Below are 18,103 nucleotides of genomic sequence, written 5' to 3'. Positions count from 1 at the left end.
CGGAACAAAGTGGCTTGTGGCGGAAACTACGGCTGATGTCGATATTGGATTGATAGCGCAAGATGTAAGCGATCCAAACCACTGGTTAGGCGTTGTTTTTGACTAAAAGATCGTATACCTGTTGTTCTGTTTGCGCTTGCAAAAGAGAGTCTCTTAACTTTTTATTTTTCAGGCGGGTACTGAACCACGACAATGTTTGTAAATAATAGGCGTGTTGACTTTGCGCCGCCGCAATCATAAAAACAAGGTTTACAGGTTCGTCGTCCAAAGGGAAAAAATCGACAATATTTGTACGGCTTACGCCGACAGAAACTACAAGATCTGTAATCGAGGCAAGGCGAACATGCGGAATGGCAATCCCGCAGCCAATGGCAGTGCTCATCAACCCTTCGCGTTTTAAAATTTCCGTGGAAAGCTCCTGTCTGTTTTTTACCTGCGGAGCGGCTGCGAGATTTTCCGCCAGAGCTAAAAGCGCGTCTCTTTTGTTGGAGTAATTCATAAAAATTACGCGGTGCGGCGACAGAATAGATTCCGCGTTTACGGGAGTTATCTGCGGGTTTAAGGAAGTGGATACCAGTTTTTCATTGACCCATTTGTCAATTTCCGACTTTTTAAAACGCCAAGCCGTTCTTATCTTTCCCGCCGGAATTTCGCCCTTTTGAGCGCAATCGTAGATTGTCCGTTCCGATACGCGCAGGTACTTTGCGACTTCTTCCAAGGTAAGTATATCGTCATCTGCCATAACGTACATTATGACATAGTATGGTAATAAATGTCAATATTTGCTAACAGATTCAACCTTTTAGCTCATGCAAGGAATCAAACGGATAAAGCTCGCCTACAGTGGTATTTACCTGTTTTCCGCTGTTTCCGGCAAAACGTACTGGGGCATCAGGGGGCATAAATTCGCTTATTACCTGACGGCAAGCGCCGCAGGGACCGGTAGGTTCAACGGAATCGGGGGTAGAGATGGCAAGGGCGGCAAAACGCAAATGCCCCCTAGTGACTGCGGCGCAAATAGCGTTTCTTTCGGCACAGATTGTAAGCCCAAAAGAGCGGTTTTCCACATTAACGCCTGTAATAACAGTTCCGTCCTCGCATAGTAACGCCGCGCCTACCCTAAAGTTTGAATAGGGAGCGTAAGCCTTATCCGCAATTTGCCTTGCTTGGGCAAATAATTGCTCCATTTTATTATTATCGATCATGCTTGTCTCCTTGTTTTTTCTATTATATAATGAAAGTTATTAATTAGGTAGAGGTGTTTCCTTGGCGCAGAAAAAGAGTACCGCAAAAGTATTTATAATCATTTTGATTTTTATTGTCTATTTTCTTATAGCCGCGCGTCCTATTCCCCGCGAAACTGTGCTTTCCCACAGGTGGATAAGGTCATTGTCCGCAAACTCTCAAACTTCTTATGCGCAAGATGAAACCGCACTTTCAGACAGCGTGGTTAACGCTTCTGTTTTATCCGACACTCTTCTTCCTTTCACATTAGGTTCGCGGTTTGGTTATGTCGATGCGCAGGGACAATTTGCCGTAAACAGATCAAAAATTAGCGATATTTACCTTAGCCCCAATATGTGGACAGAGTACGGCGCGGAACCCGCAAATATCGTAATTAATAATATTTTAAACGATAAACAAACTAACATTGAAAACACAAGAGGGTATCCTGTTTTGTTAGGCGACAGAATTTTTATTCTTGGCAGCGAGCAGAATTCGTTGTCTCAGATAAGCGAAAACGGAAATGTCCTGTGGACTTATGAATTCGGCGCTCCCCTTACATGCATAGACGCTACTTCTGAAACTGTGGTGACGGGATCTCTTGACGGAGCGGTTGAAGTTTTTAATTCTAGCGGAGAGCGTCTTTATTATTTTGAACCGGGCGGTTCGCGTTATTCTGTAATTTTGGGTTGCGCAATTTCTAAAGACGGCTCCCATATTGGAATTGTATGCGGTGTAGAGCAACAGCGTTTTTTATTGTTTGAACGTTTTGGAAGCGCAGGCGGCGAATATAAAATAGTATACCATGAATTTTTAGGAAACGGATTCAGACGACCTGTATATATTTTATTTGTTGACGATGATCGCCGCGTTGTTTTTGAACGCGACGGGGGAATAGGTTGTTACACTATTAAATCCAGACGCGGAATATTTATTCCGTTGGACGGAAATATTGTCGCCGTTGACGGTTCAGGAGACCAGGGGGTTTTATTTTTGATTACTTCCCATCCTGGTCAGGAAAAAAAACTTACGGGAATTCAATTTCCGCGTGAAGGTTTATTTGGGTTTTTGGGAAACACGGAATTGGTTTTTTTAAGAGCTTTGTTTAAAAGCGATGATGTTTTCCTTAGCAGAAAAAGCTCTACAGTTGTAACAGGCGGAGGAGCTACGTTAATTTCCTTTTCTTTGGAGGAAAAATAAAATGAGAAAGTTTATTTTACGCATAACGGCGATTTTAATTTATATTTGCGTTATTTTTTCAGTACATGCGTTAAATTGGCCCTCCGAGAACGCCGCTCTTGTCCGTAATTTCGGTTCCAATGACAGGGGACTTCCTGTTTTAGGAATGGTTTTTAGCGGAGGGACGGACGTGCTTGCCGCCGAAAGCGGAGAAATTATTTTTTCACGAAAAAAGAACGACAATGCATCGCGTCTTCCGTCTCCGCTGGGAGCGTGGACGGCTATAGATCACGGCGACGGATTAATCAGTATTTACAGCCGTTATGCGGAACCTATTACTACAATTGCCGAAACACAGGTTGGAAAACAACAGGCAATCGCCTCTTCAGGAGTTTCCGGCTGGTCATCGCAAAACGGATTTTATTTTATGCTCTTTGACAGACGCGAGCGCCGTTGGATAAATCCCTCAATGATAATTACTCCGGCGCGCGAAGCCCGTCCTCCGCAGATACTTTCCGTAGATTTAAAAAACAGTCAGGGAATAATGATGCAGTCGCGTAACCTAACACAGGGACGTTATAAAGTGGTTGTTAACGCTGCAGGTGGAGCGCCGCTAACATCAAATGCGGCTGCCCGTCAATTTGCGCCGCAAAGAATTGTCTGCCTGATAAATGGAACGGAAGTAAGTGCCCTAAACTTTGAGGCTGTTTCGGCAAGAGACGGAGTGTTAATGGTTTATCGTAACGGACTTGTTTCCGCAAGGCAGATATACTCTGGGTTTCCGTCCTTTGAAGCCACCGAAGTTTTTTTGACTCGCGGACAAGTAACAATGGAAATTATCGTGCAGGATATATCCGGCGCTACTCGCAGTGTAGTAAACCGCTTGATTATAAATTGAGTAATTAAGTGAAAACATGGTCAATGCCGGTTAGCGCCGGAAAGAGCGAAACTCGTCCGTGCGCCCTTTGCGGCGGCGTAATTTTTAAACCTGCTCTTATTTGCGAGGGATTTTCATTTGTAAGGTGCAAACATTGCGGACTTGTGCAGAGAAACCCCCAGCCCGATAAAAATGAAATACTAGCGCGTTACAGCGACATTTACGGAAAAGATTATCTTTCCTACGAACTGGAAAACGAAGCTACTTTTCTTAAACTCCAACAGTTAGCGTTAAAGGACGCTGGTTTTTCCAAGTTGGAAAAAACGCTCTTTGCCGCCGCTGAACAGAATGCGGAAACCCCTTCAATTCTTGACATCGGTTGCGCCACAGGAGCATTGATAGACCTTCTTCGCGGCAAAAGATGGCGTGTAACAGGAGTGGAAATCTCTCCTTCCGCCGATTACGCTAAGAATGAGCGTAAACTTGACGTGCGAAATATCCCGCTCGAAGAAAATCATTTTCCCGATAACAGTTTTGATGTAATTCTTGCGTCCCATTTGATTGAACACTTAAACGAGCCAAAAACATTTTTGGAAGAAACATACCGCATTTTAAAAAACAACGGCAACATTTTTATTACAACTCCCGATATTAGCGGTTTCCAATCCCGTCTTTTCGGCAGCCGCTGGCGTTCCGCAATTTTTGATCATCTTTATTTATTTTCAAGGCGCACATTGTCAAAAATGCTAAAAACAACAGGCTTTAAAGTTGTTAGCTGCCATTCCTGGGGCGGACTAGCCGCGGGGATCGCGCCAAAGACGGTAAAAAGGGTAGCGGATTTTTTGGCAAAACGGCTGAACTTCGGCGATGTTATGATTATTCGCGCATTGAAATGAACTCTTTCGGTATTATCTCTTATCAGACTGATTTTTCAAAACTCTAGAAAGTCCTAGTACTGTATCAATATCTTTCTCGCCTAGTTCGGTCAATATTTGAATTATAGAGCGGACATTATGATTTAATAGTTTGTCTTGTTTTTTTAATTCTTTGCCTGTTACAAGATATTCAACAGTTACGCCAAGAGCGTTGGCGATTTTTACGGCAATATCGGCGGGGGGCATTGACGCTCTTACCCCCAGATAACAGTCCAAAGTTCCCTTTGCAATACCTGTTTTTTCGCTTAACTCCTTAACCGTTAACCCAAGATAATCAAGTTCCGCCCGTAAATTTGTCTTAAAACTAGGTTTCATTAGATAAAAATATAGCAATTTCAGTATTATTAGCTTGACAATATTACTATTGAAGTGTTTAATTTAATAAAATACCTCGATTGAGGTATCAAATATCCAAATATAAGGATATATCAATATGAGAGAGGTCGATGTATGAAGTCATTTTTTATTTTTACGGCTATTTTTTTATTTATTGGGATATGTTCTGTCGCCGCACAGGACATAATCGTTTTAAGAGACGGAAGTATGATAGAGGCAAAGGTGTCTGAAATATCTCCGACGGAAATCAGGTACAAACGGTTCAACAATTTAGACGGACCAACGATTGTAATTCCGGCAGACAGAGTTCTTTCCATAAGATACCAAAATGGCAATCAGGAAATAATCAACGCCGAAGCCAAACCGGCGCAGAAAAAACCTGTAACTCCGGCTATGGATCCTGACAAGTTTATTTTTGCATTTAACGCTAATCCTGGTGGTCTTTTGGGTAGTTATATGCCACTCTGCCTTGAGTTTGGCAAGGGACATTTTAATAGTGAAGTACATATTGGTTTTTGGGGTTTGCCAAATGTTTTAGCAACATTTAATTATTTTTGGCCCAATAGTGTTGGAGGCTTTTATCTTGGCGGAGGAACAGGATTTGTTGATAGTTGGTTGGAGCCTGGGTGGGGGATACCCGCCGGTTTAAATATTGGCTGGAAATTTGTAACACCAATAGGCATATATTTCTGTACAGGTACTTATATTGGAGCAATTGTTTTTCCTGGTCTTAGTTTTTACATAAAACCTGACTTGGCGATAGGGTATTGTTTTAAATAAAGATATTATCACGAACAACGACAAGATATGAGATAAAAGTTCGTGTTGGTTCGTGAGGTTCGTGGTAAAATTATTTGATCATCAGGATTTAGATTTCACTTTCTCCGCATACTCCAGTATAGCTTCTCTTGTTGTCATCCAATTCCGGCGTATTTTGACAGCTTGTAATTTTCCGGTTCTTGCCAAGAAAGATAAATATTCTATTCCGTAATCGCACAATTTTGAGGCTTCTTGTAAACTTATGTACCCGTATTTATCTTTTTTATCGCCCTTGCTTTTTAACGCGTTTAAATAAATTAGTAATGAACGCTCTATTGAACGCCCAATAAAATTCATAAAACCATTATATTTTTCTCTGTCCGCGTCTTTTAGCGCACGATAATATTTTTGTCTGTCAACATTTAAAATTACCGCCGGAGGATAGCCGTTTTGAATCAGTATTAAATTCATTATTAATCGCGCAGTTCGTCCGTTTCCGTCAATAAAAGGGTGAATATGGACTATTTTATAATGTACCCATGCGGCAAGTTCGGCAATGGATAATTTCTTTTTGTTTTTGTAATACCATTCAAAAAATTCGCTCGTCAATTTTTTAATTTTTATTGCCGATGGAGGAATATGTATCGCTCCTGTTATCATAACATTTGAAGTCCTATAATGTCCGGCTTCAGTATCATCAATATTTTTTAGTATTATTTTGTGTAATGCTAATATTATGTCTTCGCTTAATTCTTTCTTCTTTTTTACAAAATCGTATAAATATTGAATCCCCTCTTTGTGATTTATTGCTTCAAAATGTTCTTTTAAAGGTTTTTTGCCTATTGTTAAACCTCTGTTTATTACCAATTCAGTCTCTTTTAATGTTAGAGTATTTCCCTCAATGGCGTTTGAATTATATGTCCATTCTACAATAAATTGTTCTTCCAATTTTCGCACTATTTCAGCCGAAAAAGGTCTAAAAGAGTCTAATTCTCGTTTTTTCCCCTCAATACTTTTAAGCAGGTCAGGGTTCAATATATCGGATACCATAATATTTATTATATCCGATATTTGTATTTTGTCAAGCGGTTTTTAATAATCCGGTCCCGTATAATTTTCTTCGGGTGTCCATTCTCGGCTTTTCCACTTTTGCTGTTCGTCTTGTTTTATGTATTCAAAAAGGATTTCTCTGCTTGCTTCGCGGTTTCCTGTTTTGCTCTCTGTGTTTGTTTCCATCGATATTGACATTTGGCTTAATTCCAAATTGCGTTTTGCGTCCAGTCTTCTTGGGTCTGTTCTTAACGCCTCTTTGAATGAATCGGCGGCGGAATGATAGTCGCCTTCCTCAAAATATATTACGCCTGAATTGTAGCTATTCCTGAACCTTAGTTCTCTGTGTTCGTTACTCGAATATTTTTCAAGCAGTTTACGCGAATCGCTGTAACGATTTAACGCGGCTTTTTCTTCATCAAGTTGATAAAAAGTAAGACCTAACCCGTATTCGGCGTAAGGAGCGGAATCTTCGTAATTTAACGCTTTTGAATATGAGGCAAGAGCCTCGTCATATCTGCCCAACACATTTAAGTAGTTGGCTTGAAGTAGAAGAAGTTTGCCATCGGAACAGGAAGTAAAAAATAAAAGTACAATAATCGAAGCGGCGGATAGTCGTCGTAGCGGTTTCCCCTGTGATTGACGCGTAACAAATTTTGACGCGCCGTAGGAAATAATGGCAAGTATGATAAACAACGGTCTTCTTTGCTTTGGCTCCTGTTTCCTGTTTCCGTTTCCTGTTTCCTGTGCAAGTGAAAGAAGCTGCGAAGAAAGCGCAGAACCTGCGTCTTCGCGAACTGCGTCAATGTAAATGCCGTTTGCTCTTTCTGCGGCGGCTCTCATTGCGGCTGAATCTCTTCTGCTGGTTACAGATGGAGAATCAGGGTCGTTAGCAAGCGTCGTTATTTGTCTGCCCTCATCGCTGCCGACGGCTACAGTATTTAATATAATACCGTCTTTAACACAACGGTTAACCGCGTTTCTTAAGACTCCGGCATGAGCTTCGCCATCAGAAACAAGGACAATTACTTTACGCGCGGGAGATGATGATTGAAAAGCGTCTGCCGCCGCGTCAACTAATGATTCAAGATTTGTACTTCTTCCTGTCATGGAAGAAACATTCAGCGAGTCAAGGAAAAGCATAGCGGTTTCGCTGTCGTAGGTTAATGGGACTGCCAAATATCCCCTTCCGCGACCTATAGCGGCGGCAAAACGCGCTCCTGAAACAGCGGTAACGCTTTCTTTAACGATAGAAATGCCGCGCTCAAGACGGGACTGAAAACCCGCGCGTGCTCTTGTTTGAGAGCTTGTTTGCGCGTCACGAATGTCCATACTGCGCGAAATATCAATGGCAAAAACAACGTCAAGCCCTTTGCGGTATTCCATAGGCGCGTAACCTACTCCCCATTTTGGACCAATAAGCGCGATAACTGCAAAAGCTAAAAATAAATAAAATAAAATAGCAGAGACCAGTAATTTCTTTTTAAGATCGTTGTCAAATGTCATACCATAGCCCTCAATATAAACCGCCTTATTATTTTAACGCCCACTAATAAAATGACGGCGGCTAATAAAAATTGAAACGAAACAGAAGTCATGCGGTTTATGACACGGGATCTTTGCACTGTAATTTCAGCGTCGTCTAACTGTGAAAAAGCCGCAGAAAAAGCATCCGCGTTTACGGCGGTAATAAAATTGCCGCCTCCCACTGCGCTTAAACGTCTTAAACTTTCCGTGTCATAACGGGAATCAAAAATGCCCGTGCGCCGTATTTTTGTATGTGGATCAACATAATCTATAGGCACTTCTCCCATTGAACCTACGGCAATAACCCAAAATGATATGCCAAGCTCCCGTAACAAATCCGCCGCTGTTTCAGGGTGTATGGAACCTGCGTTACTTTCTCCGTCTGTAATTAAAACCGCAATCTTTCGCTTGGCGGTAGATTTATCAAGGTGATATGCGGCGACTGCAATTCCCATGCCGAGAGCGGTAACATCTCCCATTTCTCCTATTTTAAGTTGCTCAAGACGCGTTTCCAACGCCTGCCTGTCCGAAGTTGGCGGGAGAAGTAGGGCAGCGTCGTCGCCAAACGCTACAAGCCCAATGCTGTCTGTAGGACGCCTGTTCGCAAATTCGGTAATTAATTTTTTACCGGCTTCGTAACGATTTTTCCCGTCCATGTCGATTGCCGCCATGCTTGGGCTTACGTCCAAAATAAAAATAATATCCGCGCCCCTGTTTAACCAGACAATTTCCGCAGTTTTCATTGAAGGACCCGCCGCGCTGAAAAAAAGTAAAAATAATCCTATTAACTCTAAAAATTTTAGCAGTTTGACAATGCCGTTTATATGTGAAGTTTTAAAAGGAGTTCCGCCTGGCGCACCCAAAGGAATAGCCGCCACAAAAGGGTCTTTCATGCGCGAGAAAATAATCGAGGCGAACGGAATGATAAAAAAAGCGCAGATAAATATAAATATGTTATCAAAACCGAAATTCACGCCACCCTCCTTGGTTTATTTTTCTCGCTTTTTTCTAGAGCGCAAGTAAATAGATTAAGCTCAGATAACAAATGAAGTATAGTCTTAACGTCAATGTCAGAGCCGGAAAAGCGAAGTTCATCGCACTTACGGAAAAAACTCCCAAGAAAATATGCGGTGTCTTCCTGCGCCGCAAACAAATCTTTTGGCAACTTAGAGAAAAATTCTATAAATTCGCGGGCTGTCATGGCGCGGCAATCGTTTTCGGTAAGGATAGAAAGAAAAACTTTAAATTCATTGGAAAGTTTATCAAGAACTTCTCTTTTTTCCGCGCCTTTTGATAACGCCTTGTAAAGGCGCTTTTGCGTAATTTTCATGTTTTTAAAAAGTCTAAGCCGTTTCCATTTTTTACGCAATTTACCGATAACCGCACGTCCCCTGAAGATAAACCAAAACGTCAGCAAAATAAAAAGAACAATGCCCGCCATTGAACCATAAAGCATTGCCGCGGTTCCAGGTATCGCAAGAGCGGAGGCGGGCGCGGAAAGCACAGGATCTGAGCGAAGGTCTATCAATGAATTTACTGTAATGGTTAACCCAAAAAAATATTCGTCTCCTATTTGTATGCCGGGCAATGTCAGAACACTGGCGGCAAAAGGAGTAAATTCAATTATTAATCTGCTTCCAGTAGTGCGCCGTTCTAAAATTACTCTGTGAAAATCAATATTTGGGTCTGATGGGAGTAAATCTTTATCGTATGATGTAATAACAAAATCTTCGTTTTGCTCGGAAGCCGGAAGCGGTAAAACAAAAGACGCAGGGTCTCCCACATATATTTGCCGCGGAATAAGATATGCGCTACCATTTTGCGCGTGTAAAGAGCAAATTATTAAAAAAATAAATAAAATAAAAAATGAATATTTTTTCATTTCTTTTTCCGATTTCTGTACCTGTTTAACGAGCGGCTGCCGAAAAATTTTATCAGGGCGGAAGGCGCGTCCGTTTCCGTGGACAATTTTAAAAACGCCGCCCCGCTTTTTTTGCATTGTGATTCCCAATGAATAGATTTTTCTTCAAGCCAGCTTGCCCAGCTTTCTTTGAATGAATCAAGACCGGCGGGGGCTTCTATTCTTACGCCTGTTTCAGGGTCTTCCATAGTTATAAGCCCTTTAAAAGGAAGTTCGTCAGGGTCTGAAATTTTTATCGCTATTACATCGTGTTTACGGCAAAGGCTGTCCATTTCCTGTTCCCAATTAATGCTGTAAAAATCGGATATAAGCACGACAAGCGAGCGTTTTTTTAGAAGTCTTTGCGCGCCCGTTAACGCGGAGGCTATGTCGCTCCCGTACTGCGATCTGCGCGGCAAAATATTGTTCTGATACTGAAGCGCGGTCATAACAATCGACATTAAAGATTTGCGTCCTTTGCGCGGCGGAAAAACTTTTTCTATATCTTTATCAAATAAAAACGCTCCTAACCGCTGACCTGTATGCTCTGCGGAAAAAGCGATTAACGCCGCGCAGATTAGCGCCTGTTCGTAAGGGCTTAACCCCTGATGCGCGATATGCGTTCTGTGCATGGAAGGGGAAACATCAAGCAAGAGTAAAATGGTAAGCTCGCGTTCTTCGCGGTACATTTTTACAAACGGAGCGCCAAAACGTGCGCTTGCGTTCCAGTCTATCGATCTAATGTCATCGCCGGGTTCATAGTGCCGCGCTTCGTCAAATTCCATACCCTGTCCTTTAAAGATAGAGCTGAAATTTCCGGCAAGCATTTCTTCCGCAAGATTTCTTGAAAAAAGAGGAAGATTTATAATAGTTCGCAGTAAATTGCTTGTTTCCATATTAAACTTTTTTACGGAACGGGGACATGGCTTAATATTCTTGTTATGACGGCATCAGCGTCCATGCCTTCCGCTTCCGCTTCGTATGAAAGCACAATTCTGTGACGCAAAACCGGAAGAGCGGCGGTTTTTACGTCTTCGGGGCTGACATAATTGCGCCCTTCAAACATCGCCAGAATACGACTACACCGGTACAGTGCGATAGAAGCGCGCGGAGATGCCCCAAATGACACATAACGATACACGCTATCTGCGCCTGTTTTTGCACTTTCCGTTTTTTGTTGTAATTCGGCAAGAATCTGCCGCGTAGATGCGGGACGCGTTGCGGTTACAACAGACACAATATATTTGCTTATATCTTCGTCAATATGAACGGAATCAGCCGCGTTGCGCAAAAGATCAAGTTTTTCCCTGTTAAGCACGGGAGATAGCGCCGCTCCTTTGTTAGCTGAAGAAGCGGAAAAAGGCGGGCTATTTTTAACAATTTCCAATTCTTCCTCAGGCTGAGGATAAAAAATAAGCAACTTCATTAAAAAGCGGTCAAGTTCCGCTTCGGGCAGGGAATAAGTGCCTTCGTGTTCAATGGGGTTTTCAGTCGCAAGAACAAAGAAAGGGTCGGGCAGGAGATGAGTCTCTTCCCCGATTGTTACCTGTTTTTCTTCCATTGCTTCAAGAAGAGCGGATTGCACCTTTGCCGGAGCGCGGTTAATTTCGTCCGCAAGAATTACGTTGGCAAAAACAGGACCGTGGCGCACTGAAAATTTACCGTTTGCCTGTTCCCAAATCATTGTTCCGGTAAGGTCGGCGGGTAAAAGGTCGGGGGTAAATTGAATACGTTTAAATTCCAGCCCTGTAATTTCCGCAAGGCTTTTAACCGCAAGGGTTTTTGCTAGCCCCGGTACGCCTTCTAGCAGAATATGTCCGCCTGCGACAAGGGCGATTAAAAGCCCGTCGACCATTTCCTTTTGACCGGAAATCCGGCGCGCCATTTCTTGTCTACATTCAGCGATAATAGCCGTACATCGCTGTAGTTCTTCTTTTTGTACCATGTTTCATTTTAACCTTACACGGCAAAATAGTCGAGTGGGTCTATAATGAAACTAAAGTATTATAAAAACTAATAATCGTCTTTGGGAATATTGTCTTTTTTCCCGGATATATCGGCTTCTTCATAATCGTCCGGCAAATTAATATCCGATAATATGTACTGATCAAATATTTCCGATAATTCCGCAGCTTGCGCTCTTGTAAAATACAATGATAAAGCGGGGCTTGTTCTGTCATTACTCCTATTATCACTGCTATCGGTATATTCGGCTTCGCGCTGGTATATTGTAAAATACGGCGATCTATCCTTGAAAGTGTAACCTAAATCAACATTCATATTGGCGTATAACTGTATAGTGTAAACCATCAGTTGCCAAACCAGATAGCCTCGGACAGTGCCGTATTTTTGCTGTGATTTGATGTAATTCCTCTGCAAATTACGAGCTTCGTAATCTTCGTTGTATTTTTGCAAAGCGTTTATAAATATAAGGCGACTTCTTTTGTCCCAAAATTGGTTATATGTGTAAAACTCATATTTGTATCTTAAACAAATAGCGTCTTCCCTTGGGAAATATAATACGGTAACAGTTTGTTTTTTTAACGGACCCATTCCCATTAATGTATCTAACTGTAAATCAACTTCTCCTATTGTAAATTGCGGCGAATCCATGTTTACTTTAAAATCTTCTACTTTTACACGATCGGTAGTTTTACACGCGCTGATCAATACGCACAGAGATAAAATAATTGTTAAGTTTTTTATAAACTTCATAGCTTATTTTATAGTAAAAATTTAGCGTTAGTCAAGCAAAAGTTCAAAAAATAAATCGTAAAATACGCCCTATAATGATTTTTTTCTGTTTACCGCTTCAACTGTTATTATCATTATTAATAAAATTATTCCAATATAAATCGGGAATATGCTAAAGCTCATGTATGAGGCAAGCCAGCCGAAAATTGGCGGCATTATTGTGGTTCCTACATATGCGCTTCCCATTTGTATTCCCATTATTGCCTGTGAATATTCCGCGCCGAAATTTACGGGAGTTTCGTGTAACAGACTGGGATACACAGGAGCGCAACCAAGACCTATCATAAAAAGCCCGCAGAAAAGAGCGGTGTTTCCAAACGGCAAAATAAGCGTAATTATTCCGCACCCGATTATTATTTGCCCCAAGCGAACCATTTGTTTATTGTTTAACTTCATCGTTATAAATCCCGATATAAAACGTCCCGCTGTTATTCCTAAGTAGTACAAAGTTATCCACCTTGCGGCGATTTCAGGCGATATTCCTTTTTCTTTTACCAGATAACTTGCTCCCCATAGTCCCGTTATCGTTTCCAAAGAACAATAACAAAAAAAGGCGACAAGAATTTGCTTTACTCCGACAATAGAAAATAAATTTTTAAAATTTGTCGATTTTTGTTTTTCTTCGCTTTCCGCAGTTTTTTTATCCCACAATGGCAATGAAATAAATAAAATAAAAACAAGGCAAAATTGAATAATGCTGATTGTTCTGTATCCCAAGTTCCATGAATTTTTGTTTATCAAAAAAGACGACATTATTAATGGTCCTATAGAAGCGCCGACTCCCCAAAAACAATGAAGCCAGCTCATGTGTCTTGCTTTGTAATGCAAGGCAACATAGTTGTTTAACGCCGCATCTACGGAACCGGCTCCCAATCCTAGCGGAACGGCAAAGAGGCACAAAAAGTAAAATGAGCTTGAAAATGAAAAACCTATAAGCGCTGCGGCAGTCATCAATACGCTTACTGCCGTAACCATTCCCGTTCCAAATCTTTTAATTATCCTTGCGCTGAATACGCTGGATATAACCGTTCCGCTTGCGATAATCATGGAAATAATTCCGGCATAGTGCAGCGGAACATTCAATGAATTGTACATTGAGGGCCATGCCGAACCAAGTAATGAATCGGGCAATCCAAGACTGATAAAAGAAGTATAAATAATTATCAAAAGTAAAACTGTCAACATATCCTTTTACCTATACAAACGAATAGTCTTTCCTAAAATTTCTTTATAAATTCTATAACATTTTTTGAATTTCGGTCAAGCGCCATGCATATGCAACCCATATATAGTATCTAAGATTTTTTCTTGTGAAAAAATCTTAGCCGGCGGTAGAGTGCTGCCGGATCTTACAGAGGAGGATGTAAATGAACAACCTCAATTCTATCTTAATCGAAGGCAATCTGGTGAGAGACCCTCTGCTTCGATCCACTCCCAAAGGGACGCAAGTATGCTCAATGTGTCTTGCGTCGAATCGTTATTACAAGCAGGATACAGGCTTTGAAAAGGAAGTTTCCTTTTTCGATGTTGAAACCTGGTCTAAGCTTGCGGAAGCGTGCTATGCAAAAGGCAAAAAGGGTCGAGGCGTGCGCGTTGTAGGTCGCCTGAAACAAAGTCGCTGGAGCGACCCTGAGGGCAAATCGCACTCAAGGGTTACTATCGTCGCAGAGCATGTTGAGTTTCGTCCCGAATTTAAAAAGGACGTTAAACCCGCGACGGAAATTTCCTTTGAAGACGATTATGAAGATGAAGAAAATGGCGAAGCGGTTATGGCAATGGAAGAAAAGGAGGTTGAAGCTGTTGCATTTTAGCCGCTATTAAAAGTTTTCCGGCAAAAGTACCGGATTGAGGCAGAGTAGGGCGTTTTGTCATATGACATCTGTCATATGACAGATGTCATACTCTGCCTCTTGATTAATTAACAAATTTAATCTTATACTAATAAAAAGAGGGCGATATGTTAAATAAAAATATTTTAAAAACCATGACATTGTTTATTGTGGTGAATATGTTTCTAATGACAGCTTGCGCAACTTCTATTAGGTTAGCGGTGCAACGTCCGCCAACTTTAAACACTGCCGGTATTAAACGTATTGCCGTTATGCCGTTTGAATCCAACATCGGTATCGGCAGAGATATGGCTCAGTATGCGACTACTGTAACAACTAAAAAAATACAGGAATTGAATTATTTTACTCTTGTAGATCCGTCAGAGATTGAACGTCTTAAAAGGAGTAATCAAAATATAGAAAGTTATATTGACGCTCAGTTTACCGGAAAGATAACGCGGATAAATGTAATGAATGAAACCTACAGTGGATCGTACAAAACCAAAGAAGGCGAAACTATATACTATACCGATTACACCACAAAAGTGGAAGTTGAACTTGAATATTCACTGGTACTTGCAAGAGATAGCAAAATTATCGGACCGGTTTACAAGAAAAACAGTACTAGTTCTTCAAACAGAGAAAATTACCCTTCCTCGTCTGAGCTTGCAAGGAATGTTATTGATGGACAGCTAAGATATGTGGGTAATGATATTGCCCCGCATACGGTTATTGAAACCAGAACTTTTGCGGAAGAAAAAACAAAAGATAAACAATTAAAGGCGGAAATGAAAAATGCGTTAGCGCAGGTAAAAGCCGGAAATTACAAACCGGCGCTTGAAGCCTATCTTGGGATTTATGATCGATATAAAAGTATTGCCGCGGCGGAGAACGTGTCTATTCTTTATGAATCGTTTGGTGAAGAACAAACTGCGGCTAACTTTATGCAGAGAGCTTATAATGATACTGGAAACCCAAAGGCAAAAGACGTGCTTGCCCGTTTAAATAAAATTTTACAAGATCAGGCGATACTTGCCAGTGATTACGGCGATACGCGGGATCTGACAAAAAAAGCTGCCGACTTAGCGAGCGATGAGATTCAAAAAGTTCTTCCCAAAAACGCGCGTGTGTGGATCTATAACGATTCGATTAACAACTCTATGGCGGTAGCGATTGTTGATAATTTGACTTCCGAATTTATTCGCAAAGGAATAAAAATCGTCGACAGGCAAAGCGCCGCATTAATCGAAGCGGAGCAAAAGTTCAATACGTCAGGTTATGTAAGCGACAATGATTTTATAAGTATCGGTAATGCGGTTGGCGCTAATACAATAGTTGTTATCGGCATATCGGGAACAGGTTCAACGCGCCGTTTGCAAGTACGCGTATTGGACATTGAGAAAAGAGTCCCAATCATGCAAAGCGACACAAGCGAAAAATGGCAGATTTAAACCTTGCTCGCGTAAAAACCGTCTTTCCAGTTAAAACGGCTTGATTGCGGCAGGGGGGCGTTTTCGTTAACAGAGCGCATTAAATCACGGTAGTTTGATTTTTTTAATACTTGTCCCGATAAATCAATGATGAAACGCCCGAACCCTGCTTCTTTTAAAAACGGAATTTTGTCGATAATAGAAAAATATTTTTTGGGGTAAACGCGCGAGCCTTCGGGACTTGTTTCAAGTAAAAATTCTTCGTCCATATTATCCGCAAATGAATCAAAATTAAGAACAGAGCTAAGATTTGCTCTTGTATTGAATAACGGAGTCCACGCAAAAACCGTAATAAAAAATTTAGAGTGTAATATGCTCTTGCTTTGCCTCTTTCTGCCGCTTTTGTCTTCTTTTTTTCTGCTTTCCATGCCCAATGTCCGTTCCAAATTCTGCCTGTTGTTTTCCAACGGAGAAACAAAGGCATCTACTCCCAAAGATGAAACAAACGAAAGCGCCCATGAATTAAACGTATAAAGCCACGGTCCCGCAATTAATTTTACATTTTCATGCTCTCTGAAAAGTGAAAAATGTCCGGGATTATTCAATACATATTGAGCATAGCCTCTTTCTGTTAATTGCTCAATTTCCTGCGCTACTTTTCCGTTTTCATATTCGGCTATATCTTGCGGAAACCACGGGTCAAGCGTCAAGATAATTTCAGCGGGTTTAAACGGCAGGGGCGGTTTAGTGTCGTCTAACAAATACTTTGCGTTTTTTCGTGAAAGGGTTAGCATTACCCGCTGCGGACGGGAAGACTGCAAAATGAAAAAATCTTCGGGGCGGGAAACGGCAATGTACAGTCCTTCGGGAAAAGTTTCGGTATTTTTTGAATGTTTGCCGCGCTCTTCGCTTTTGCGCACCTGTATCTGCGGAAAGGGGGCTTTTTCCCTGCCCGTTCCCTTGCTTGCGGACACTTTAGTAATTATTGGCGCATAACGCTTTCGCATTTCCTTAATTTGTATCAGGTAGACATGGTCGCCTTTGTCTCCTTCCGGCGCTGAAATCCAGTAACCGGAATGTCCGCTGTCTTTTTGCGCGTAAGTTAATTTATGGGAAACTCTCCCTGAATCATCGCTGTGATGTATTCGCACAGAATCTCTAACGGAAATGGAAATTCCTGCGGGCGGACAGACAAGGGCTAGTCTTTCATTGTCCGCGCCTTTTACTTTTAAAATTGTTCCAAGACTTATGCCTGTGCCGCCGTCCTGCGCTGGGTTCAGCCAATCAAACGCTTCGCTGTTTTGCGCGGCGGTTTTTGTTCCCCCTAAAAAGAAATACTGAGTCTTTGGACGTGCAAAATCGTTGCGTAAAATTTCTTGTCCGCGTTCAATACTTTGCTGAATTTCGTTTTCATCGCCATTGGCGACAGCGTCCACAACAAGTCGGTAAGCGGAAACTACCGTTCCCACATAAGCCGCGCTTTTCATTCGCCCTTCAATTTTTAACGCGCTGATTCCTGCGGTGGCTAATTGCGGTACATTTTCCAATAACTGTAAATCATTTGGGCTAAAATAGTAGCCGCTTTCGCCGTCGGCTCTATGGTACAATCTGCGACACGCCTGAGTACACATTCCCCTGTTAGCTGATTTTCCGCCAAGAAAACTTGAAAAAAGACAAAGCCCTGAAACACTGATGCATAACGCTCCGTGGACAAAAACTTCAAGCTCCAAGTTAGTTTCGCTTTTAACGCTTTTAAGCTCTTCCAGAGAAAGTTCTCGCGCCAAAACTACGCGCGAAACGCCGTGACGCGAAAGTGCGTTTGCTCCTCTTGCCGACGCAATATTCATCTGAGTAGAAGCATGAAGTCTCAAAGACGGAAATTCCGCCTTTGCCATTGCGATAACGCCGTAATCCTGAACAATGAGCGCGTCCGGTCTTTGAGATGTAAGATATTTTAAAAATTGGTACATTCTATCGGCTTCGCGCTGTTCAAAAACGGTATTTACCGTAACATAAACTTTTTTTCCCATTTTATGCAGAGAACGCAGAGCGCTTTCAAATTGCGCGTAAGTAAAATTAGCGCTTCTTAAACGGGCGTTAAAATCTTTTAAGCCCAGATAAACAGCGTCTGCGCCTTCGCCGATTGCGGCGTCAAGCGCTTCAGGCGATCCCGCCGGTGCAAGTAATTCCATGACTCATTATAACTTAATAAGTAAAAAATTGTCATTATTTGAAAATGGTTGACGATAAGAAAAAGACCCTTTTTAAAAGAGGGTCAAATTTTTTATTAGGAGGTATAGCAG

The 18,103-nt window shown here is 41.7% G+C and carries 18 protein-coding genes; 6 read left to right on the top strand and 12 right to left on the bottom strand.

Features of this window, described 5'->3' with window-relative positions; translation table 11 throughout:
* Positions 1–85 precede the first annotated feature (85 nt).
* Together ACYVTD_RS05180 and ACYVTD_RS05175 are read right to left on the bottom strand one after the other, a co-directional pair.
* Entirely contained in the window at positions 86–742 is a 657-nt protein-coding gene (locus ACYVTD_RS05180; RefSeq protein WP_461246724.1) for a PTS sugar transporter subunit IIA, read from the bottom strand.
* 52 nt (positions 743–794) lie between these two features.
* A complete protein-coding gene (locus ACYVTD_RS05175) occupies positions 795–1,205 on the bottom strand; it encodes a cytidine deaminase (RefSeq protein ID WP_461246723.1) in 411 nt (136 codons plus the stop codon).
* Between the two features lie 61 nt (positions 1,206–1,266).
* Between ACYVTD_RS05175 and ACYVTD_RS05170 the strand changes: the two genes are divergently transcribed.
* Genes ACYVTD_RS05170 through ACYVTD_RS05160 form a run of 3 tightly spaced genes read left to right on the top strand, consistent with a single transcriptional unit; the run spans position 1,267 to position 4,176 of the window.
* Complete coding sequence (locus ACYVTD_RS05170; RefSeq protein WP_461246722.1) at positions 1,267–2,424, top strand: WD40 repeat domain-containing protein; 1,158 nt, start codon at positions 1,267–1,269, stop codon at positions 2,422–2,424.
* A 1-nt stretch (position 2,425) separates the two neighbouring features.
* Positions 2,426–3,301, top strand: a complete 876-nt coding sequence (locus ACYVTD_RS05165; RefSeq protein WP_461246721.1) for a peptidoglycan DD-metalloendopeptidase family protein — start codon at positions 2,426–2,428, stop codon at positions 3,299–3,301.
* An 8-nt stretch (positions 3,302–3,309) separates the two neighbouring features.
* Positions 3,310–4,176 (top strand): class I SAM-dependent methyltransferase, encoded by an 867-nt coding sequence (locus ACYVTD_RS05160; RefSeq protein ID WP_461246720.1) that lies wholly within the window; start codon positions 3,310–3,312, stop codon positions 4,174–4,176.
* 12 nt (positions 4,177–4,188) lie between these two features.
* Here ACYVTD_RS05160 and ACYVTD_RS05155 read toward each other — a convergent pair whose 3' ends face one another.
* Positions 4,189–4,530: a helix-turn-helix domain-containing protein gene (locus tag ACYVTD_RS05155; RefSeq protein WP_461246719.1), complete on the bottom strand. Its 342-nt coding sequence runs from the start codon at positions 4,528–4,530 to the stop codon at positions 4,189–4,191.
* 135 nt (positions 4,531–4,665) lie between these two features.
* Here ACYVTD_RS05155 and ACYVTD_RS05150 point away from each other — a divergent pair, with 135 nt between their 5' ends.
* Complete coding sequence (locus ACYVTD_RS05150) at positions 4,666–5,331, top strand: hypothetical protein (RefSeq protein ID WP_461246718.1); 666 nt, start codon at positions 4,666–4,668, stop codon at positions 5,329–5,331.
* An 81-nt stretch (positions 5,332–5,412) separates the two neighbouring features.
* Here the strand turns inward: ACYVTD_RS05150 and ACYVTD_RS05145 are convergent, their stop codons facing one another.
* From ACYVTD_RS05145 to ACYVTD_RS05110, 8 genes are all read right to left on the bottom strand, one after another.
* Positions 5,413–6,360, bottom strand: a complete 948-nt coding sequence (locus ACYVTD_RS05145) for a Fic family protein (RefSeq protein ID WP_461246717.1) — start codon at positions 6,358–6,360, stop codon at positions 5,413–5,415.
* Between the two features lie 42 nt (positions 6,361–6,402).
* The gene (locus tag ACYVTD_RS05140; RefSeq protein WP_461246716.1) at positions 6,403–7,866 is read right to left on the bottom strand and encodes a VWA domain-containing protein; all 1,464 of its coding nucleotides are present in this window, start codon (positions 7,864–7,866) and stop codon (positions 6,403–6,405) included.
* Positions 7,863–8,861, bottom strand: a complete 999-nt coding sequence (locus ACYVTD_RS05135) for a VWA domain-containing protein (protein ID WP_461246715.1) — start codon at positions 8,859–8,861, stop codon at positions 7,863–7,865. The genes ACYVTD_RS05140 and ACYVTD_RS05135 overlap by 4 nt, the downstream gene beginning before the upstream one ends.
* Positions 8,858–9,769, bottom strand: coding sequence for a hypothetical protein (locus ACYVTD_RS05130; RefSeq protein WP_461246714.1), 912 nt, complete (start codon positions 9,767–9,769; stop codon positions 8,858–8,860). Before ACYVTD_RS05130 ends, ACYVTD_RS05135 begins: the two co-directional genes overlap by 4 nt.
* Positions 9,766–10,683: a DUF58 domain-containing protein gene (locus ACYVTD_RS05125; RefSeq protein WP_461246713.1), complete on the bottom strand. Its 918-nt coding sequence runs from the start codon at positions 10,681–10,683 to the stop codon at positions 9,766–9,768. Before ACYVTD_RS05125 ends, ACYVTD_RS05130 begins: the two co-directional genes overlap by 4 nt.
* Before the next feature lie 11 nt (positions 10,684–10,694).
* Positions 10,695–11,732, bottom strand: a complete 1,038-nt coding sequence (locus ACYVTD_RS05120; protein ID WP_461246712.1) for an AAA family ATPase — start codon at positions 11,730–11,732, stop codon at positions 10,695–10,697.
* 68 nt (positions 11,733–11,800) lie between these two features.
* Complete coding sequence (locus ACYVTD_RS05115; RefSeq protein ID WP_461246711.1) at positions 11,801–12,502, bottom strand: hypothetical protein; 702 nt, start codon at positions 12,500–12,502, stop codon at positions 11,801–11,803.
* A gap of 69 nt (positions 12,503–12,571) precedes the next feature.
* Positions 12,572–13,726 carry an MFS transporter gene (locus tag ACYVTD_RS05110; RefSeq protein ID WP_461246710.1) on the bottom strand — a complete coding sequence of 385 codons (1,155 nt, stop codon included), beginning with the start codon at positions 13,724–13,726 and terminating at the stop codon, positions 12,572–12,574.
* 182 nt (positions 13,727–13,908) lie between these two features.
* Here ACYVTD_RS05110 and ACYVTD_RS05105 point away from each other — a divergent pair, with 182 nt between their 5' ends.
* Both ACYVTD_RS05105 and ACYVTD_RS05100 read left to right on the top strand, forming a co-directional pair.
* Complete coding sequence (locus tag ACYVTD_RS05105) at positions 13,909–14,352, top strand: single-stranded DNA-binding protein (RefSeq protein WP_461246709.1); 444 nt, start codon at positions 13,909–13,911, stop codon at positions 14,350–14,352.
* A 146-nt stretch (positions 14,353–14,498) separates the two neighbouring features.
* Positions 14,499–15,821, top strand: a complete 1,323-nt coding sequence (locus ACYVTD_RS05100) for a hypothetical protein (protein WP_461246708.1) — start codon at positions 14,499–14,501, stop codon at positions 15,819–15,821.
* On the opposite strand, the gene ACYVTD_RS05095 is transcribed toward ACYVTD_RS05100, so the two are convergent.
* Positions 15,818–17,992: a peptidase U32 family protein gene (locus tag ACYVTD_RS05095; RefSeq protein WP_461246707.1), complete on the bottom strand. Its 2,175-nt coding sequence runs from the start codon at positions 17,990–17,992 to the stop codon at positions 15,818–15,820. The genes ACYVTD_RS05100 and ACYVTD_RS05095 overlap by 4 nt on opposite strands.
* Positions 17,993–18,103: the final 111 nt, after the last annotated feature.

This window comes from Treponema sp. R6D11, assembly GCF_054786075.1.
Note: the sequence above shows the minus strand (reverse complement) of the source record. Positions and strands in the feature narration are given on the sequence as shown.